16 protein-coding genes are annotated in these 20,938 nt (G+C 55.8%); 12 read left to right on the top strand and 4 right to left on the bottom strand.

Annotated features, from left to right (window positions below):
* Positions 1-133 precede the first annotated feature (133 nt).
* From F1379_RS12865 to F1379_RS12835, 7 genes are all read left to right on the top strand, one after another.
* Complete coding sequence (locus tag F1379_RS12865; protein WP_150270164.1) at positions 134-2,491, top strand: putative bifunctional diguanylate cyclase/phosphodiesterase; 2,358 nt, start codon at positions 134-136, stop codon at positions 2,489-2,491.
* A 129-nt stretch (positions 2,492-2,620) separates the two neighbouring features.
* On the top strand, positions 2,621-3,244 hold the full coding sequence (locus tag F1379_RS12860) for an acetate uptake transporter (protein WP_150270162.1): 624 nt from the start codon (positions 2,621-2,623) through the stop codon (positions 3,242-3,244).
* Positions 3,245-3,502: 258 nt separating this feature from the next.
* Entirely contained in the window at positions 3,503-5,647 is a 2,145-nt protein-coding gene (locus F1379_RS12855) for a putative bifunctional diguanylate cyclase/phosphodiesterase (protein WP_150270160.1), read from the top strand.
* Between the two features lie 54 nt (positions 5,648-5,701).
* Positions 5,702-6,586, top strand: a complete 885-nt coding sequence (locus F1379_RS12850) for a helix-turn-helix domain-containing protein (RefSeq protein ID WP_150270158.1) — start codon at positions 5,702-5,704, stop codon at positions 6,584-6,586.
* A gap of 149 nt (positions 6,587-6,735) precedes the next feature.
* A complete protein-coding gene (locus F1379_RS12845; protein ID WP_150270156.1) occupies positions 6,736-8,022 on the top strand; it encodes a glycoside hydrolase family 27 protein in 1,287 nt (428 codons plus the stop codon).
* A gap of 161 nt (positions 8,023-8,183) precedes the next feature.
* Positions 8,184-8,660, top strand: a complete 477-nt coding sequence (locus F1379_RS12840; RefSeq protein WP_150270153.1) for a DsrE/DsrF/DrsH-like family protein — start codon at positions 8,184-8,186, stop codon at positions 8,658-8,660.
* 93 nt (positions 8,661-8,753) lie between these two features.
* Positions 8,754-10,262 (top strand): aminotransferase class V-fold PLP-dependent enzyme, encoded by a 1,509-nt coding sequence (locus F1379_RS12835; protein ID WP_203457090.1) that lies wholly within the window; start codon positions 8,754-8,756, stop codon positions 10,260-10,262.
* Here the strand turns inward: F1379_RS12835 and F1379_RS12830 are convergent.
* The gene (locus F1379_RS12830; RefSeq protein ID WP_150270149.1) at positions 10,248-10,889 is read right to left on the bottom strand and encodes a TVP38/TMEM64 family protein; all 642 of its coding nucleotides are present in this window, start codon (positions 10,887-10,889) and stop codon (positions 10,248-10,250) included. The genes F1379_RS12835 and F1379_RS12830 overlap by 15 nt on opposite strands.
* 207 nt (positions 10,890-11,096) lie before the next feature.
* Here F1379_RS12830 and F1379_RS12825 point away from each other — a divergent pair, with 207 nt between their 5' ends.
* From F1379_RS12825 to F1379_RS12800, 5 genes are all read left to right on the top strand, one after another.
* On the top strand, positions 11,097-14,216 hold the full coding sequence (locus F1379_RS12825; protein WP_150270147.1) for an ATP-binding protein: 3,120 nt from the start codon (positions 11,097-11,099) through the stop codon (positions 14,214-14,216).
* A gap of 11 nt (positions 14,217-14,227) precedes the next feature.
* Positions 14,228-15,328: a response regulator gene (locus F1379_RS12820; RefSeq protein ID WP_150270145.1), complete on the top strand. Its 1,101-nt coding sequence runs from the start codon at positions 14,228-14,230 to the stop codon at positions 15,326-15,328.
* Between the two features lie 141 nt (positions 15,329-15,469).
* The gene (locus tag F1379_RS12815; protein WP_150270143.1) at positions 15,470-16,141 is read left to right on the top strand and encodes a cohesin domain-containing protein; all 672 of its coding nucleotides are present in this window, start codon (positions 15,470-15,472) and stop codon (positions 16,139-16,141) included.
* 359 nt (positions 16,142-16,500) lie between these two features.
* On the top strand, positions 16,501-17,196 hold the full coding sequence (locus F1379_RS12805; protein WP_150270139.1) for a CopG family antitoxin: 696 nt from the start codon (positions 16,501-16,503) through the stop codon (positions 17,194-17,196).
* Positions 17,197-17,964: 768 nt separating this feature from the next.
* Positions 17,965-18,468, top strand: a complete 504-nt coding sequence (locus F1379_RS12800; RefSeq protein WP_150270137.1) for a GNAT family N-acetyltransferase — start codon at positions 17,965-17,967, stop codon at positions 18,466-18,468.
* Positions 18,469-18,480: 12 nt separating this feature from the next.
* Here the strand turns inward: F1379_RS12800 and F1379_RS12795 are convergent, their stop codons facing one another.
* The 3 genes from F1379_RS12795 to F1379_RS12785 all read right to left on the bottom strand — a co-directional run bounded on the left by F1379_RS12795 (position 18,481) and on the right by F1379_RS12785 (position 20,931).
* A complete protein-coding gene (locus F1379_RS12795) occupies positions 18,481-19,329 on the bottom strand; it encodes a MetQ/NlpA family ABC transporter substrate-binding protein (RefSeq protein WP_150270135.1) in 849 nt (282 codons plus the stop codon).
* A 139-nt stretch (positions 19,330-19,468) separates the two neighbouring features.
* A complete protein-coding gene (locus tag F1379_RS12790; RefSeq protein WP_150270133.1) occupies positions 19,469-20,137 on the bottom strand; it encodes a methionine ABC transporter permease in 669 nt (222 codons plus the stop codon).
* Positions 20,134-20,931, bottom strand: coding sequence for a methionine ABC transporter ATP-binding protein (locus tag F1379_RS12785; RefSeq protein ID WP_150270131.1), 798 nt, complete (start codon positions 20,929-20,931; stop codon positions 20,134-20,136). The genes F1379_RS12790 and F1379_RS12785 overlap by 4 nt, the downstream gene beginning before the upstream one ends.
* Positions 20,932-20,938 lie beyond the last annotated feature (7 nt).

Here is a 20,938-nt window from a genome sequence, read left to right as displayed (position 1 = left end):
ATAATTGCTAATATATTATACATCAAAGTTCGACAGTGTGGGGAGAAATGCGCTGCAAAATATTGCCTTGCCATGGTACACTGACAATGGTACTTATTTCCTGTTGTAATCCTGTAAATTAAAGGGGATCCGCATGAAGCTGCGCACAAAATTCATCATTTATATAACGATCCTGGCCATGCTTGCCTTGGGGTTGACCTATTTACTGCTGCATCTGATTCTGCTGGACCGCTTCGAGCATCTGGACGAAGCCGCGCTGCACGGCAAGCTGGATGATGCAGTCGCCTCCTATCAAAATGAACTCCAGTCCATGAAGACCGGACTGCTGAGATACTCGCTGTCGGACGGTACGCGGCGGCTGATTGAGTCCGGCAACGCCGAAGACCCTGACAATGCGGCTTACCTTCATACCACCTTCGGCAAGACCACCTTTGAACTGAACCGGTTCGATGTCATCGCCCTGCTGAACCGGGAAGGACAGCCGCTGTTCGGCGGCGTTCATGAACCCGGGGCAGATATCGTGTCCCCGCTTACCGACGAACACCTTGCGCTGATTAAGCTGATCAACGGCCGCTTACCGGCCTTTACGAATAACCGGAGCGACCGCTCGGGCATCGTCAACCTCGCCGATGGGCCGATGCTGGTTACACTGACCCCGATCGCCGGCAGCGACGGGGCCGGCCCCTCCGTCGGGACGGCGCTTGCCGGAAGAAGGCTGCAGCAGGAGGAGATCACCCGCATCTGGCGGGGAACACAGTCCACCTTTCAGATTGCCCGCGTCACCTCGGGCATGCTGGCCTCCAGCGGCGGCGGCACCGTCTGGATGAATTCCGGTCCGGACGGCCTGATGTCCATTCATACCGTAGTGGACGATCTGTTCGGCAATCCCGGGATCGTCATCTCTCTTAAGGCTCCGCGCCAGATTTATGAGGGAGGGCTGCAGTCCATCAACCGCTTCCGGATGTTCTTCTTCGCCAGCACCCTGCTGATTTGCGGCTTCAGCCTGATGTTCGTCAACCGTTTCATCCTTGGCCGGATGAGGCTCCTCATCCGCAACATCCGGACTATCGGCCGCAGCAAGGACTTGTCCTTCCGCATCCGCAGAAGCGGCAAGGATGAATTCAGCGATGTGGAGCAGGAATTCAACCGGATGATCGATTCGCTGGAGCAGGCGCAGAAGGAGCTGCGCCTGCAGTCGATGCTCGATCCGCTGACGCAGCTGCCGAGCCGTTCGCTCTTCTTCACCAAGCTGAACGAGGCCATATCCGCCGTTCGGGGCACGGGACGGATGATGGGGCTTGTCTTCATTGACCTGGATCATTTCAAAACGGTCAACGACACCCTGGGTCATGACATTGGCGATGGCCTGCTGCGTGAAGTCGCCGGCCGGATTACGCAGTCCATCGGGAAGCAGGACGTCGTCTCCCGGCTTGGCGGAGATGAATTCACCATCCTGTTCGCCGATGTGGAGAGCCACGGCGATCTGATGGAGCAGCTGTCCCGGCTCCAGACCGCCCTGACCCGGCCGCACCGCGTGCAGGGACATCTTCTCTACTGTACTGCCAGCATCGGTGTCAGCCTCTACCCGCAGAACGGGGAAGACGCCGAGTATCTCGTCAAGCAGGCCGATCTGGCCATGTTCCATGTCAAAGAGAACGGCCGCAACAATATATTTCAATACTCCGAGGTGCTGGAAGAGAGCATCCGCCGGAAGAAGGTGCTCTCCAGACAGCTGCTGTCGGCGGCGGCGAACGGTGAATTCGAGGTGCACTACCAGCCGATTGTCAGCTCCGGCCACCTGGCGGTATCCAAAGCGGAGGCGCTGCTGCGCTGGAACAGCCCGACCTACGGCTCCGTCTCCCCTGCCGAGTTCATCCCGCTGGCTGAAACCAGCGGCTGCATCGTCGGCATCGGCGCCTGGGTGCTCCGCCAGGTCTGTGCCGATATGCGCCGGCTGCGCGATCTGGACCTTGCGCTCACGGCAGCGGTGAACATCTCCGCTGTGCAGCTGATGCAGCCCGGATTGCCGGAGCTGCTGCTGGAGCTGCTCGGCGAGTTCCAGCTGCCGGTAGACAGCCTGGAGCTCGAAATCACGGAAAGCGTGCTTGTGTCCGGAGAGAGCATTCACCAGTCGCTGCTGCAGCTGCGGAGCCTGGGCTTCCGTATCTCCCTGGACGACTTCGGGACCGGCTTCTCCTCGCTGAGCTATTTGCGCCGCCTGCCCCTTGATGTCATCAAGATCGACCGCTCGTTCATTTCGGGCATGACCCTTGGGAAGGAGGGCGATGTGCTGGTCAAGGCCATCATCGAGCTGAGCCACAGCCTGGGGCTGAGCGTAGTGTCCGAAGGCGTGGAGTACAAGGAGCAGTTCGACATGCTCCGGCGGATGGGCAGCGACGAGCTGCAGGGCTACCATATCGGCAGACCGGTCCGGTTCGCCGAGCTGTTCTCCTTTTTACTGCAGGATAGAGCGCTTTATGACAAAATGTAATACCTTCCACTTCTTATATAGGCAAGCTCCGGGACGATATGATATGATAGGCTGGCTGATGCGGCGCCCGCTCCAGGGTGCCGTTATCGTATGCGAACACTTTTATAAACATTGGAGGCAAGTATTGTTATGTCAGCGCAACAGCAATCCACCCAATCTGTCAAAATCGTCACCGCCGATCCAAGCGCCATCGGCCTGTTCGGATTGGCCATCGTCACCCTGGTCGCTTCTTCGCAAAAGCTTGAAATTACAACAGGACTCAGCTACTGCATCCCGTGGGCGATCTTCCTCGGAGCCTTCGCTCAGCTCTTTGCCTCCATTCAGGATGCCAAGCACAACAACACGTTCGGCATGACCGCGTTCGGCGCATATGCCTTCTTCTGGTTCGGCATGGCCGGCAGCTGGCTGATCAAGCTGGGCGTTTTCGGCAGCACCCTGGCCGAGGGCGTCGATCCGAAGCAGCTCGGATTTGTATTCCTGGGCTACCTCGTATTTACACTGTTCATGACACTCGGTGCCGTCGAAGCCAACAAAGTACTGCTGATTATCTTCGTGCTGATTGACTTCCTGTTCCTGGGACTGATGCTTGATTCCTTCGGAGTTGCCGCCGAGTTCTTCCATAAAGTTGCCGCCATCTCCGAGCTGGCTATCGGCATCGTATCGCTGTACGGCTGCGGAGCCTCCGTGCTGAATGCACATTTCGGCCGCGTCTTCCTGCCGATCGGAGCACCGCTGGGCATCTTCAAGAAATAATCCATACCGCTCCGGCATCTCATTGCCGTGATAGCAGCATATCAGCAAGAACAACGGATAAGTACAGCAGCCTCTGGCGACCGTATTTATCCGTTTTGAATTTTATAAGACAATATAAGCTTTACCCTTGCGCAATGCGGACAAAAGTGACATGCTAAAGAAACACCTGCGACATAACTCGACATTTCTTCGGCAAATCTAGGCCATTTTGTCTACCATGCAGGTCTGTTGAATTTTACTCAGGTATCGGAGGCACCCATGGCTTTCATAAACAAGAAGCCTTTCATCATCATCCTCGGCTTTCTCGCTGTCCTTCAGCTCGCATTATTCTACTACTACTCTCTATCAGTCACCCGTGAGTACCGCGCAGAGAAAGCTGATCTGGCCTCACAGGCCATCGCACTGGCATCAAGCATCGAAGAAAAAGCACTGATTGTAAAGGGCGTAAGCTCCTTTATTCAAACTACGGGGTTTGATGCCGAGCCTGTACTTATCAATCAATACTTGCGCAATACATACGAAAACTCAGGACAGGTTCTAAACATAGCCATAGCGCCGGCTGGCGTGATCCGCTATTTGTACCCTCTTTCAGGAAACACGGAAATCCTGGGCAAAAGCCTCATGCTTGATCCGGCGTTGTCTACGCCCGGTCTGGTTCAAGAAACGATCCTCTCCCGCAGCGTCACGATCGACGGTCCACGGACGCTGGCGCAAGGCGACTATGGCATGATCATCAGACAGGCTGTATATAGCGGCAACACTTATCAGGGGATCGTCTCGGTGTCCGTGCGGATAAGCGATATCGCCGGACAGGTGCTGCCGGCGAATTCCTCCGGCTATGTAACGACAGAACAAGGCAGCTTCCTGTTCGGCAGCCCTGTGCCGCAGGACAAGGATCAGATTACCGTCCCGGTGGAAATCTATAATCAGCACTGGCTGCTGGGAACCAGCCTCTCTCCCCATAAGAAGTGGGAGCTCCTGCGCGGCATTCTGTGGATTGAGCTTGCCTTCCTGCTGATCAGCGCATTTACACTGTACGTGCTCTGGCATCAAGGCCGGTTTCACCGCGAGCTGGAACGGGTGGTGCGTATCCGTACCCAGGATCTCCATGTGTCCAAGCAGCTGTTCGAGAAGCTGGCGAATTATGACAGCCTGACGGAAATTCCGAACCGGCGTTTTTTCATGGACGATTTACAGCGGCGGCTGCAGTGCACAGAGCCTACACAGACCTATACGCTTTTCTTTTTTGACCTCAATAAATTCAAGGAAATCAACGATACCCTTGGGCATTCCACCGGGGATGAAGTGATCAAGAGGCTGGCCCACCGGCTGCATCACAGCAAGCTGTCCTGCGAAATGCTGGCCCGGACCGGCGGAGATGAATTCGTTATGCTGTTCTCCGACATGAACCGGGAGCACATCCGTGACACTGCGGCAAGCATCAGCGCTCTGATCTCGGAAACCCTGCTGGTGGCCGGAGCGCATCTCAGCCTCTCCACCAGTATCGGCATCTCGCTGTACCCGGAGCATTCGGAGAATGCCGAGGAGCTGCTCAATTATGCTGCCATGTCGATGAATGCGGCCAAGGCGCTCGAAGACCGCAATTATTTCGTATTCGACTGGGCATTGCGCGAGAAGCTGGAGCAAAAATCTATGATCTCCAAGTATCTGCACACCGCGCTCGAACGCGAGGAATTCGTGCTGTATTATCAGCCGCAGATTGATGCCGGTACCGGCGCCATGATCGGAATGGAGGCACTGATCCGCTGGAATCATCCCGAGAAAGGGCTGATCGGCCCCGGTGCCTTCATTTCCGCCGTTGAGGATGCTGGACTGATGATCCAGCTTACGGATTGGGTGCTGAAGGAGGTATGCCGGCAGCTCTGCGAATGGAGGGCCCAGGGCATGCCGCTGCTCCGCACCTCCATCAATATCTCCAACAGCTGGTTCTACAACCGCAATCTGATTGAGAATCTGCTCGCCCTTCTGGAGCATCACAGGCTGGATACGAATGTGCTGGAATTTGAAATTACGGAGAGCACCGCCCTGCTGGAAGAGCATTATCCGCTGCTCCAGCAAATGCGTGACTGCGGCATCGTCGTTTCCATCGATGACTTCGGGACGAAATACTCGTCGCTGAACTATTTAAAGCATTTTCCTGTGAACAAAATCAAGATTGACCGGACCTTCATCGCCGGAATCGGAGTCAGCTCCATCGACGAAACGATTATTAAGTCGATTGTTTACGTCGCCTCCCAGCTGGGGTACGACCTGATCGCGGAAGGGGTGGAGACCCCGGAGCAGGCTGAATTTCTGGTCCGGCACCAGTGCCCGCATATTCAGGGCTTCCTGTTCTATCCACCGCTGCCCGCGGAGGAAATTATGAAGCTTGTCGCTGCCTGATCCCGTTCATGCGGCCAAGAATAACAGCAGTGCCATTTTGGCAGGAGGGGTTATGTGAAGAACGACAGCAGCTATGGCATTTACGGCTTCCGGTTCAGTGAACCGGAGCATTTGCCGCTTCTTAATTTATATGCGGTGGGACATGAGGCGGAGACTCATTCAGCCTACCATTGGGACGGACTGGAGCGCAGCGATGGGCCCTTGCTGCTCTTTCAATATACGATGTCCGGCACAGGCATCTTCGAAACCGGGAACGAGCGGCTGCGGATTGGCCCGGGACGTGCCTTTATGACTGAAATTCCCGGCAACCACCGCTACTACCACCCGGGAGACGGCGAGGTGTGGGAATTCTACTTCCTGCTGCTGCGTCCCAAGCTCATCCTGCCGCTCTGGGAGGAAATCAAGCAGAAGCTGGGCCAGGCTCCGCTGATCGATCCGGCCAGTCCCCCGATCCGGGCAATGCGCGATATCGTCCGGGAAGCGCGGGACGGAAGGATCACCGATTCCTATATCGCCTCCTCACTGCTGTACCAGTTCATGATGGAGCTGGGCCGCTTATCCTCCGGCGGAATGCGCAATGAGGCCTTATGGCCGCAGGCCGTACGGGATGCCGTGCAATTCATGGATTCCCATTATGACGATATGGTCGGCCAGGACGAGCTTGCCCGCCGGCTCGGCGTCTCCAAATTCCATCTGCTGCGCAGCTTCAGCAAGCATGTCGGACTGACACCGAATGATTATTTGAACCGCGTCCGTATCGAACGGGCGGTGGAGCTGCTGCGGACAACGGAGCTTAGCATTGAGCACATCGCAGAGCAGGTAGGCTACTCGACAGGCAGTTATTTCATAAAGGTCTTCTTCAAGCTGACCGGACAGACTCCCGGTGCATTCCGTTCCGGGACCGGAAGCCTCCACTACAACCGTCTGTTCTTCGATTAAATAGCCCAATGCTATTAATGAGCAATTTTGTGCCATTCACAAGACTATATTATCGTGGATATCAACAATCTTACTGTTCTATGATGATTCTATAACCGCAACTTTATTTCATGGTTCTTAAGCAGAACCGAAGGAGAGCGATGAATCAGATGAGTCATACAACATTTGCACCCACCCCGCCGATGGGCTGGAATAGCTGGGATTGCTACGGCGCAGCCGTAACGGAAAGTGAAATCCGCGGAAACGCCGAATATATGGCAGCCCATTTGAAAGAATACGGCTGGGAATATATCGTCGTTGATATCCAGTGGTATGAACCTGGCGCCGTTTCCTCACAATACCGCCCCTTTGTGCCGCTGGAAATGGACGAATACTCGCGGCTGCTGCCGGCAGTGAACCGCTTCCCGTCTGCGGCGGACGGCCAAGGCTTCCGTCCGCTGGCCGATTACGTACACAGCCTCGGCCTGAAATTCGGCATTCACATTATGCGGGGCATTCCGCGGCAAGCAGCGCATGCGGCCACTGCAATCAAAGGAAGTACCGCCACTGCCCGCGATATTGCCCATCCCAACTCCATTTGTCCCTGGAATACCGACATGTACGGGGTAGATGCCGCCAAAGAAGGCGCCCAGGCCTACTACAATTCACTCTTCGAGCTGTATGCCGAGTGGGGCGTTGATTTCATCAAGGTCGATGACATCGCCGCCTCCAGGCTGTATGACACGCACCAGCCCGAAATTGAACTGATCCATCAAGCCATCATGAATTGCGGCCGCCCTATGGTGCTGAGCCTCTCGCCGGGTCCTGCACCGGTAGAATACGCCGATTTCTTCGAGGGCCATGCCAACATGTGGCGCATGACCGACGACTTCTGGGATCACTGGTCGCTGCTGCTCGACATGTTCGACCGCTGCGAGAGCTGGCAGGGACGGCCAGGTCCCGGATGCTGGCCGGACTGCGATATGCTGCCGCTTGGCCATATCGGCATCCGCTCGGTGGACGGCGGCGGAGCGGACCGCTGGACCCGGTTCACTCCGGATGAACAGGTTACCATGATGACCTTGTGGTCCATCTTCCGTTCACCGCTGTTCTTCGGGGGCGAGCTGCGGGATAACGATGAGTGGACGAACCGCCTGCTGCAGAACCGCGGGGTGCTGGAGATGCACCGCAACAGCAGCGGCGCACGCCTTGTCAGCCGCAGCGGAGACCGGGTGGTCTGGTGCGCGGACGGCGCCGAAGGTGTCCGTTATGTCGCCTTGTTCAACACCGGCGAAGCAGCCCAGCATGTTGCCGTCTCCCTGCAGGAGTTGAATGCCTCCGAAGGCGCTTCCGCCACCGAGCTGTGGCGCGGCAGCGAGCTCCGGCTGGAGCCGTCCGGGCTGTCTCCCGAAATCCCGGCACATGGCGCGGCCCTGTACCTGGTGCAAGTGAAATAGTCTAATGAGCTGAGCAGCGGTTCCCCCACTACCGGAGGACCGCTGCTCTTTGGTTTGAAATCCGAGGCTTGCGGGAAAACGCAGCTTTCTGTGACTGAGGGATATTTCCCCGTACCCGATTCATACTAAGGTCATTCACTATGCAGATGGAGGATGATCTAATGGGCAAGAAAATAAATCTGCTGATGTTCAGCGGGGAATACGACAAGGCTATGGCCGGTCTGGTGCTGGCCAATACCGCCAGGGATATCGATGTGGATGTGACGATGTTTTTCGCTTTCTGGGGGCTGTTTCTGATCCGTGATCCGGAGAAGATGACGCTGGAGGACAAATCCATTTACGAGAAGCTGATGGATGTGATTACGCCGAAGGGACCGGATCAGCTTCCGCTGTCGCGGATGAATTTCAGCGGACTGGGACGTATGATGCTGGAGGAAATGATGGAGGATCAGGGAGCGCCGAAGCTGGTGCATTTTCTGAAAGGCGCGCGCAAGAAAAACATCAAATTCTATGCCTGCAAGCTTTCGGTCGAGATTATGGGCTTCAAGCCCGAGGAGTTCCTGCCGGAGGTCGAAATCATTGATGCGTCGGCTTATCTGAAGGATGCGCTGGAGAGCGATATGCAGCTGTTTATTTGAGCCGCAGACTCCGGCACATAGGCATTAACCTATTCCCTGTCTCAGGCATACACTAAGCCCGTAATCAGAATTTACGGGATGGAGGGAATGTCCGTGCTGAGCATCAACCTTGCCGCTTCACCGGAAGCACCGGCTTCGTTAGAGGAGCACTTTGCCTATTTCCGCAGGCATACGGTCGGCATCGGGCGGCAGATCATTACCCCGTATGGCTGCAAGCCGCTGCTGTATGCCGACTGGACGGCCAGCGGGCGCCTGTATGAGCCGATTGAGCGGAGAATCCAGGATGCGCTGGGCCCCATGATAAGCAACCCCCACACCGAATCGAATACGACGGGTCTGACGATCACCCTGGCCTATAACGAGGCGCGCAGCATTATCAAGAAGCATGTGAATGCGGGACCGGAGGACGCCCTGCTCTTCTGCGGCACCGGGACCACCGGCGCCGTGAACAAGCTGCTGCGCCTGATGGGCCTTAAGCTGCCGGAATGGCTGCCGGCTGCCGCATGCCCGCCCGGGGAACGGCCGGTGGTCTTCGTCAGCCACATGGAGCATCACTCCAACCTCTTGCCCTGGCAGGAGAGCATCGCCGATGTTGTCACGGTACCTCCGGGAGCGGACGGCAACACCGATCTCCGCCAGCTGGAGAAGCTGCTGCTGCTGTACCGCAGCCGGCGGCTGAAGATCGGCTCCTTCACCGCCTGCTCCAATGTAACGGGAATCAGGACCCCGTACCACCAAATGGCCGCCGCCATGCATCGTCACGGCGGCGTCTGTTTCGTGGACTTCGCTGCCAGCGCTCCCTATGAAGCCATCAACATGCATCCAGCCTCTCCGCTGGAGAAGCTGGATGCCGTATTCTTCTCACCCCATAAATTCCTCGGCGGTCCCGGCAGCACCGGCGTGCTGCTCTTCGATACCGCCCTGGCTGGCGGCCGGTTACCGGATGAACCCGGCGGCGGGACAGTCGTCTGGGTCAATCCCTGGGGCGGGCGGCGTTACATTGATGCCCTGGAGGTCCGCGAGGACGGAGGCACTCCCGGCTCCCTGCAGGCTGTCCGCACGGCACTCTCCCTGAAGCTCAAGGATCAAATGAACGGAAGCGGGCTCTGGATGATGCAGAGAGAAGAAGAGCTGTGCGGCAGGCTGTTGAACGGGCTTGCCCAAATTCCCGGCTGCACCGTTCTGGCCGGCAGCCGGACCGACCGCCTCGGCATCGTCTCCTTCCTGCTGGAGAAGGTTCATTATAATCTGGCCGTAAGGCTGCTTAACGACCGCTTCGGCATTCAGGCCCGCGGCGGCTGCTCCTGCGCCGGGCCTTACGGGCATCATCTGCTCGGCCTGGGCGAGGCACAGTCCGAGCAGATTGCCGCCGCGGTCGGCAGCGGCGACCTCTCCGCCAAGCCCGGCTGGGTCAGACTCTCCCTTCATCCGATTATGACGGATGAAGAGGTGCGGCGGATCATAGCCGCCGTGCGCGCCGTTGCCGTCCATGCCGGAGAATGGCGGGCGGATTACCGCTACGATTCCGCTACAGGCAGCTGGCAGCACGCCAGCGGGCCGGATGTAACGGACGACTCTATCCGCCGCCTATTCGTTCTGTAGGCGCTCCGCCGCCAGGCGGTCACTGCGCCGCTGCGCTGCCCGCGCGAAGCGGGCTTCTATCGCTTTTACTCCCCATAAAGAGATCCCGATGAACAGCAGCACATAGATGAGCTCACCCGGCCGGCGGATGAACCGCTCCACATCGTTTCCAATGTAGGTGACCGCTAATACCATAACGGCCTTGCCAGCGGCAACCGCAAGCGCGAAGGAGCGCAGGCGCATGCTAGCGAGTCCCGCAGCCATATTAATGACTACAAAGGGTCCAACCGGAAACAGGCTGAGCAGAAACACATAGCTGAAGCCGCTCTGGCGGACCCAGGTCATCGCCCTGGCTACCTTCGGACGCCGGGCCCACTTCCGCAGATAAGGATGGGTCCCGACGGCCCGGATCAGCAAAAACGTCGTCAGACAGCCGGCCGTAAGGCCAATCCAGGAATACAGAAAGCCGAGCCACAGCCCATACACCGCCCCGTTCAGGCCTACAATAGCAATGGTGGGAAGCGGGGGAACAAAGGATTTCAGGAACGTCAGCCCGATCCCGGGCAAGGGCCCCAGCGAACGGTATTGCTCCAGCAGTTGGCGGAGCCGCTCCTCGGTAAGCCAGGACATTATGTCAAGCAGATACATGTGTGGCGGTCTCCTTGTCGTATTAATTAGTTGCCTGAGAGTTATCGGCCTCCATTATACACTACTTCCCCCCGCCTATGCCGATAAAGAGGCAGTCCCGTGACAATCGCGCTACACAGCTGTTCCTGAGCGGACAAGCACTGGACAAGCATTGGAAGAGGAAGCTATCATAATCCTATTGATAAAAAGTTCCAGTGTGAGGTCCGCATGCAATCGTTCGATTACCGTCTGCTGGCCAAGCGTATGCTTGGCCTATTCTGTATCATTATCCTGGCAGCCGCCGTGCTGGCTCCGCTGCTTAACCGGACCGGCTCCTCCTGCGCATTCCGCGAGCCGGGAATTATGGATTTGACCTCCTGCAGCTTTGACGACACTTCTACTTATAAGCTGGACGGGCAGTGGGAGTTCTATTGGGGCAAGCTGCTGAAGCCGGAGGCTGCACTGTTCAGGGAAGCCGGGCAAGCGGTCTACCAGACCGTGCCTTCCATCTGGATAACCCCTTCAGAGGGCACACGCAGCGGCCGGTATGGCTATGCCACTTACCGGTTAACGCTGGCGCTTCCCGCAGATATTCCCGGCTTCGCGCTGAAGATCAACAATATCCGCAATGCCAGCGCGGTCTTTGTGAACGGCACGGCGCTTGGTGCAAGCGGTATCCCGAGTGCTTCGGAAGCTTCCAGCCTGCCGCGCAACCAGCCGTATACGCTGGAATTTGAGGGCAGGGACGGGCGGGCTGAGATTCTCATTCACATGTCCAATTTCAGCTATGCCAACGGCGGCATTGCCGAGTCGATCCGGCTTGGAACCCCTTCTGCCATTGAGACGCTGCAGTTCCGCAACCGCACATACGATATTATTATGGCCGCCGGCTTCGCATTTATCGGCTTTTATTTTATCGGCCAGGGACTTCAGCGCAAGGAGGACAACGCCTCGGTGCAGCTGGCACTCTACTGCTTCAACATTGTCCTGTACATGTTGACGCACAGCGAGAAGCTGCTGCTCTATTACTTTCCGTCCATTTCGTATGAGTGGTTCAGCAAGCTGCAGCTGCTCTCCGGCGTAGCCGGTTTTTATTTTGTCTCTGCGTACACCCGGTCTTTGTTTCCGGCGCTGTATTCCCGCATCTTTTACCGGATTACGCTGGTGTATTCGCTCGCATTCTGCACGGTAATGCTCTTGGCCTCGGTCCGCTTTTATTCGGGTGCTGCAGGCATATTGGTCGGCTTCAGCTTTATATCCGTCTGCTACACCTTTTACGTAATGGCCAAGGCAGCCTGGCTCCGCGAGACCGGCTCGCTATATCTGCTGATCGGCGTCATCGCCGCCATCATATTCACGCTGACGGTCGGCGCCAATCTGTTTCTCGGCACGGATTTTTACGCGATTGTTCCGGTCTCCGGCCCGATCTTCATTCTGGCGGAGGCGCTGTTTCTGTCGGCCCGGCAGGGGCATGCCTACGAGACTATCAAGCAGTTGTCGCAGCAGCTCGCACGCAAGGACCGCGACAAGGATGAATTCCTGCTCAAGACCTCCTCTGAGCTGCGGACACCGCTGAATGCCGTTATCAATCTTTCGCTTTCGCTGTATCAAGGGGCCGGCGGACCGCTCAGCGCTTCACAGCGCGAGGATCTGCGCCTGATCCTGGGAACGAGCCGGCGGCTGGCTTTTCTCGTCAGAGACATTCTGGATTATGAACAAATCAAGGAGCAGCGGATCGTGCTGCACGCGAAGCCCGTCGATATTCAAAGCGCGGCAAGCATCGCCGTGGAGATCTTTGAATTCCTGAATTCTAAGAAGAGCGTCCGGATCAAGAACCGGATCTCTCCCGGCAAATTTATTGTGGAGGCTGATGAGCACCGGCTGATGCAAATTTTCTTCAACCTGCTCGACAACGCGCTGAAATTCACCGACCTCGGCAGCGTCATTCTCGAAGCGGAAGTGCGCAGCGGCTGCGTCGCCGTGATCGTGAGCGATACCGGCAGAGGCATCGCGCCGCAGCAGCTGGAGCTGATCTTCCGCGATTACGAGCAGGCCAGTGAGAGCGATTCGCTGGAACGCGGCGGAGTCGGGCTCGGACTGCCGATTACGCGGAAGCTGGTCGAATTACACGGCGGCCGCATTGCGGTGAGCTCTGAGCCGGGCCATGGCAGCAGCTTCACCTTCACGCTCCCGCTTGTACAGGAGGCCGCCCCCACGGCGGAGCCGGCAAGCCGCGAGCTGCTGCTGTCAGCCGTGAAGCCGCCGCCGGAAGCGGCAGACGACAACTGGAAGTATCCGCAGCCCGGACCGCAGCCGGCCGGAGGCGGGGGCGCCCACGCTCCGCGCATTCTGATCGTCGATGACGATTACGCCAACCTCAAGGCGCTGACGAACCTCCTGGCGCTGGAGAATTACATGATCACCAGTCTGCGCAGCGGCACCGAAGCGCTGGAGCTGCTGCGCGAGGACCGTAACTTTGATCTGTGCATCATTGACGTTATGATGCCGGAAATGTCGGGCTTTCAGCTATGCCGCAATATCCGCCGGACTTACAGCCCGCTTGATCTGCCAATTCTGATGGCGACGGCCGCACAGCAGCTTCATCTGAACGAGGCAGCCTTCCGCGCCGGCGCCAATGATTTCATCCATAAACCCTATGCCTGGAACGATCTGAAGGGCCGGGTTCAGACGCTGGTCCAGCTTCGCCAGTCAGTCTCCGATCGCCTGAGCTCGGAAATCGCCATGCTGCGCGCGCAGATCAAGCCGCATTTTCTGTACAACGCCATCAATACGATTATCTGGATGAGCACGCGTGACCATGACAAGACCCGGAGCCTGCTCTATGATCTTAGCAATTTCCTGCGCGGCAGCTTTGACTTCAGCAACCAGGAGACCGCCGTTCCGTTCGAGAAGGAGCTGGAGCTGATCGAAGCCTATCTGTCCCTGGAGCAAGCCCGCTTCGGCAAGCGGCTGCGGGTGGAGTACGACATGGACATCTTTGAATTCTCGCTTCCGCCGCTGATTGTGCAGCCGATTGTCGAGAATGCCGTCCGCCACGGACTGATGGAGAAGATTGGCGGCGGTACCGTAACCCTCTCCACCCGTCGTCAGGGAAACAACATTACCATAAAAGTATCGGACGACGGCATCGGGATGAGCGACGAACAGCTATCAACCTGGATGACGGACGGAGCCCGCTCATCACTCGGCCGGGACACAGGCATTGGCCTGAAGAATATCAACCGCAGACTGCTGAAGCAATTCGGCACGTCCCTGCAGCTGAACCGCACACCCGGCGGGGGAATCGAGGCGCTCATAACCATTCCATGGAAGGATGAGGTATTCTGAATTATTCTGTAATGATCGTAGACGACGAATGGCCGGCCCTGGAGCAAATGCGCGAGCTGCTGCTGAAATGCGATGGCGTGGGTTCGGTGGATGCTTATGATAATCCCCGCGAGGCATTGGCCGCGGCGGCGGAACGGAGGCCCGACATCCTGTTCCTCGATATACAGATGCCGGAGCTTTCCGGCCTTGCCTTCGCCGAGAAGCTGCAGCCCTACTCGCCGGAGACCGACATCGTCTTCGTCACCGCTTACCGCAGCTACGCCGTAGAAGCCTTCGAGCTGTCGGCCGCCGATTATCTGCTGAAGCCGGTTGATCCCTCGCGCCTGCTGAAGACATGGAACAAGGTGCTGGCCAAGCGGCGCCTGACCGCTGCCGGCAGACAGCCGCAGCACGCCGCCACCTTCCGGTTCCTTGGCGATTACTCCGCCAGCGGTCCGCACGGCAATATCAAGTGGAGTACCCACAAAGCGGAGGAGTTGTTCGCCTACCTGTGGATTCACCGGCAGGGCAGCGTTAATGTGATTCTGAATGAAGTATTCCCGCAATGGGATTATGCCAAGGGCAAGCAGTATCTGCACACCACTGTGTATCAGATCCGCAAAACCCTCAAGAAGGCCGAACTCGAACAGATTGAGCTCAGCTTTGACCGGGAAAATTACCGCCTGGAGCCGCGGGGCATCGCCGGTGACATCGACAGGTTCCGTGAGGCAGCCGCAGAGGCTTTCCAGAGCGGCAGCCTGGAGCATCTGCGCGCAGCGGTCGAGCTGTACAGCGGCGAGCTGCTGCCCGGAATGGACAGCCTCTGGGTCTATCCGGTTCGCGACAAGGTTCGACAAACTTTCCTCAAGCTGCTTGAGGGATGGACCGGTGCACTCATTGAAGCCGGCCGCTATCAGGAGGCGGAGGAATATGCGGATCGTCTGGTGACGGAGGAGCCGCTGGAAGAGAGCTATACGTTGCAGCTCATCTCGGTCTACTACAAGCTGGGCAAGCCTCTTAAGGCGCAGCGGCGGTTCACGCAATTCAGAGACTCCTATACCGCAGAAATGGGCGACGAACTGCCGGAATGGTTCATGGAAGCCTACCGAGGCTTAGGCAGGTCTACGATGTAACGCTATCCGCCGTTCTTTTAAATGACTTAATTCTCCACATTTCGACATCTTGTCAGCATTTTATCAGCATCAAATGCTACTATGAGCACAGAACAATTCGGCCAAAACCGATGGCGTCAGTGAAGATGTGGAGGGTGCAATATGTATAAATGGTCCGGTTTCAAAAAAGCATTTCAGCGTTCGCGGTTTCTCACACTTATGGTTTCCATGATGCACGAGGTAACCGTAGACAGCACACCTCCCGCCATGTCCGTCCAGGTTACTACCGACAAACCATCCTATGAGCCTGGAGATGAAGTGATTGTCCGGCTGCTGCTCAGCGACTTCGCCTCCGGCGACCCTGGCTACAGTTATTTGAACTTTATTGTCCAATACGACAGTGAAATATTTGACAACGCCGAATATCTGGAGCAATCTGCCTACAAGGATGCGGCATTTACAGCCGGCCACGAGGTGTCTAATATGTTCCAGTACAATTTTATAAATCCGGTGGACGGCGGCATCTCTTTCGGGCTCAGCACAAGCATGCGCGGTATCGATATTCAGGTGGAAGCCAAGCATAAGCAGAGCATTCCAGCCGTTGACCAGACCCTCGCTACCCTTAAGCTTCGGGTCAAGGACTCCGTGCAGAACGCCTCCTCCGTGATCGGCCTGGCAGGCGAGTTCACCCGTATACGGACTGCCGAGAATGGAAACAGCGTATATCTCTATTCTCCGGATATTGCGGAAATTCCGGCCGGCCCCGTTACAATCACATCTGCATGCACTGTACCGGCCTACATATCTGAAGGAAGTCCCAGCCGGCTGGCTTAACGGACTGCCCTTACACCTTCCCGCCCCAAGAGCGCTTGCTCCGGGGGCGGTTTTTTGTTGTTACGGGATAACAGGGCCGCAATGTCTGTAACGGTGAGTGTTTAACAAATACTCCAGAGTTAACTAGTAAATTCAAGGTTTTTCCACATGAAATGTGTTACAATTGTATATACAAAATAATATACATTGTCAGGTGAAGCTGCACACAGTAGCAACATGGGTATTATTGGTTCAACAGAAGACGGAAGACGATTAGTCGTGATTTATATTAAGAAGGTCATGGGAAAGATACGAGTTATAACTGCACGAGATGCCACTGAATCCGAAGCCAGAGCATATAGAAGGAGGAATCGATAACTATGAAAATCATCACGTCAAGAGACCAGATTCCAGAACATATGAGCGATACGGAAGCAGCAGAATTCTGGTCAAATCATACTTTAAGCGATGAACTGTTGGAAGCTTCAATTATCGAAGAAGAGGATCATGATTTACCGAAAAGAAAATCCGCAACGATTTCTCTTCGTCTCGACGGGGACTTGCTCCAGCGCATCCGCACTTTGGCTAAGCAAAGAAATAAGGGTTACCAGACACTTATAAAAGAATTTTTGATTGAACGCACCTACGAAGAGGAAAAGATGGTCACTACCTTGAGAGAAAAGAACTCCCCCTACTCTACGGCTGTCGATCGGATGTATCTGGAGAGACAATTGGAGTTGGTGTTTGGAGAACTACAGGAGGAACTGTCCGAGTTGGTTTCAGGGACTATTTTCGTACAAATCCGAAACAATAGTATCGGCAAGTTCGGTATTCGTACTCTACCTTCGAAGGTGAAGGACGACTCAGGCGAGGTAAAGGCACAAGGATTGACGAAATTACAGCAGCACTCATTATTGACTCATTCAATCGAAGCTCTCCAGAATCTAACAAATTGGACGAACGGCGAGATTCTTTTAAACTTTGCATTGCAACATAACGAACTGCGCGCAAGTGTTCAACTTGAGTCGAACTACAACATTTCGCAACAGTTCAAATTAAGATCGAATCAATTTTAGTCTATGCTATATAGATTGAACTAAAGATTTTTGTGTCGGGATTAGTCGTGACGCAAGAAAACATTTGGCTTCCGGTCGCTTCCCGCCCGTAGATTTCTTGATTAATACCGCTTGTTGCGGTTCCGGCCACCGCCTGATGGCTTTCCGCAGTAAAGCTGATAGGCGAAGCACGGGCTGTCATCGTTGTAAGCTGCTGAAATGTAGATCGTGATCATCCTCCACACAGGTCAAATCAATAAGATAGATGAGGAAGGCCAAGAGCACCTATGACTAAAGGCGACAGCAGCTATTGCTCTTAATGACCTCGCTAACCGCTGCTAAGCTGCTAATTGCAGTTTGTACAACTATATTCATCTAAATAGGCCGTTTCCCGGCTATAGTTGCATTTCGTACATCTATCTTCTTGCTTTAGGGCAGTTTGATCCCCATATGCTGATTTTAGTTGCACGAAATACATCTATCCTTCAAAAATGGGTGCATACCTAACAAATAGTTGTACGAAATACATTTATCCTTGTTGAATAGAGGTTGCTTTCGTTCACCATACCTAAACAGAGCCGGACAGAGCCTGCTGTCAGCGAACTCAACAGCAACTAGCGGTATTCATCTGGAGAACGGGAGTGGGCAGCGTACGGAAGTCCATAACTTAATTCACTTTCCGGCCTTATTCAGGCTAATCTTAGGTTCAACTTATATAGAATTAATTGAACTCGTCTACTATAGCCAACTATTATACTTCTTACCTGATCCGCTTAGGAGGAACCAGCAATGAATCTTTGCAGCAATTTTGTAGATTTACGCGAAACCACGGAGACCGACCTGGACTTTGTCCTCGCAGCGGAACAGCATGCGGACAACCGCTTATATGTGGGACAATGGAGCAGAGAACAGCATCTCGCCGCGCTTGGAGACAGCAATATCCGCCATTGTATAATATTGAACAAACAGGGCTTGGCAGCCGGCTATGTGATTGTCACAGGCTTCGAGAATTCCGATCTGAGCATCTGTATTATGCGGATTGTCATCCAGGAGAAGGGGCGCGGGCTTGGTTCAGCGCTGCTTGCAGCGCTGACCGGATGGATCTTCACACACACGCAGGCCCACCGGGTCTGGCTCGATGTGAAGCACCACAATGCCCGCGCCCGCCATATTTATGAACGGGCCGGCTTCGTTGCCGAAGGCACACTGCGGGAATGTGTCAAGACGGAGAGCGGCTTCGACTCACTGGTCATCATGTCAGTGCTGCGCCGCGAATACGAGGAACGGCTTTAGACCCAGGGAATTTTAGAAGGCCGGAACTACAGCCACTCCGTATTTCTCCTCAATAAAGGACTTAACCTCCGGGCTGGTCAACGCGGCATCCAGCTTCTTGATCTCCTCACGGTTCTCATCGCCGCTGCGCACCACGATCACGTTGGCATACGGTGATTCGGCATCCTCGCGGAACAGCGCCGTCTTTGGATCAATGCCCGCTTCCAGAACAACGTTGGTGTTGATCACTGCACCGTCGAGATCAGGCAAGGCGCGCGGCAATGTGGCGGCGTCGGCTTCCACAAACTCCAGATGCAGCGGATTGTCGGCGATATCCTTGGGCGTCGCTTCATAAGTCGTGAGTCCGTCCTTCAGCTTGATCAGACCCTGCCGCTCCAGCAGCACCAGCGCCCGGTATTCGTTGGAGGGGTTATTGGGAATGCCGATTTTGGCCCCGTGTTCAAGTTCCTCTTTGTCCTTCAGCTTCTCAGAATAGAAGCCGATCGGCTCGACATGCACTTTGGCCGTCACCGTAAAATCATACCCCTTCTCCCCCTTGATGGAATCCAGATAAGGCACATGCTGAAAGTAATTGGCGTCGATCTGCTTCTCCTGCAGCGCCGGGTTCAGTTGACCCTCGTCATCCAGCGTCACAATCTCCAGGTTAACGCCTTCCTCCTTCAGCTTCGGTTGGATGAATTCCAGTATCTCCGCATGCGGCACCGCAGCGGCTCCCACCTTCAGGGTAATCTCCTTGCCCGTACTGCCTCCGGAAGAGCCCGCTGCCGCCGCTCCCCCTTCCTTGTCGTCTGCGCCGCAGCCTGCGAGTACCCCCGCCAAAATAACCGCCAGCAATGTCAACATACCGTTTGTCTTCTTCATACAAGTCCCTGCCTTTCGCAAATATATAATAGTTAATTGAATCTAATATTGAACTTATAACCTTGTTATAAGAATTATCCTCCAGTATTTCTGCCGAAACCTCCGCAAATTGAACGCATATAAACAAGCATTTTACTTCTCAACCGCTCTTGTAGCGCTTCCTGTCGATACGCCTGGCAATGGAATCGCCGCTCCACTGTAGTAATTGCACAATCAATATAATAAGCAGCACCGTTCCCAGCAAAATATCGGTCCGGAACCGTTGATACCCGAAGCGAATCGCCAGACTGCCGAGCCCTCCTGCGCCGATCGCGCCGGCCACTGCCGTGAACTCCGTAATGGAGATGATGGCAATGGTTACCCCGCGCACCAGGGCAGGCAATGCTTCGGGAATGATAACATGGCCAATAATGGTTAAAGGATGTGCGCCGACGGACTTGGCAGCTTCAATCTTCCCCGGCTCCACCTCCTTGAGCGAGTTCTCAATGATCCTGCCCAGAAAGGGAGCCGCTCCGATGGATAGCGAGACTATGGCGGCAGTCGGTCCCAGCGAGGTACCGACTACCAGGCGCGCCAGCGGAAGCAGCAGCACAATCAGGATGATAAAGGGAATGGAGCGGACCCCGTTGATGGCCGTACTGATAAGCTTATGGATTAACGGTGCAGGCAGCACGCCCCCGCTCTCCGTAACCACCAGCGTCACCCCGAGAACCGCCCCCAGCAGCAAGGCAAACAGCGACGACCAGGCCACCATATACAAGGTCTGCTGCAGCCCTTCCCAGAGCAGTGGAGCCACATCTTCCTTCATTGCATCACAGCCGCCTTCCCCGCTTCGCTTACGCTATTCTCAGCTGTGCCTTTGTAATAATTGAATATGCCCACAAACTGCTTTGCCGTCTCGCTCTGCGGGCGGTAGAACAGGCTGTCTACGGGTCCTTGCTCGACGATTCGCCCGCCTTCAATCACCGCCGCGTTAGTGCATATATGACGCAGCACATCCATCTCATGGGTAATCAGGACAATAGTCAGGCCCAGCTTGCGGTTAATGTCCTGCAGCAGCTCCAGGATGGAATAGGTCGTCTGCGGGTCCAGCGCCGAAGTTGCTTCATCGGAGAGCAGCACATCCGGACGGGCGGCCAGCGCCCTGGCGATACCTACCCTTTGTTTCTGTCCGCCGCTGAGCTGTGAGGGGTACATCATCGCCTTATCGGCCAGACCGACCAGCTCCAGGATCTCCTCCACCCGTTCGCGGATCTGCGGTCTCGTGTACCCGGCCACCTGCAGCGGGAACGCCACATTACCATAGACCGTCTTGGCATCCAGCAGATTAAATTGCTGAAAAATCATGCCCACCCTGCGTCTGGCGAGCCGCAACGCCTTGCCCTGCAGCTCCGCGAACGGTGCGCCTCCCACACAGATTTCGCCCGAATCGGGCTGCTCCAGCCGGTTGAGACAGCGGATCAGCGTAGACTTCCCCGCGCCGCTGGCTCCGATAATACCGAAGATCTCCCCTTGGGCGATCTCCAGGTTGATATCCTGCAGCGCGGCAACCTCACCGTCCCGGGTGGCGTAGCTTTTGTACAAATGCTTCACCGTAATCATCGCCGTT

Source organism: Paenibacillus tepidiphilus (assembly GCF_008635795.1).
Lineage (GTDB): Bacteria > Bacillota > Bacilli > Paenibacillales > Paenibacillaceae > Paenibacillus_AQ > Paenibacillus_AQ tepidiphilus.
This window is presented reverse-complemented; position numbering and strand designations above follow the sequence as displayed.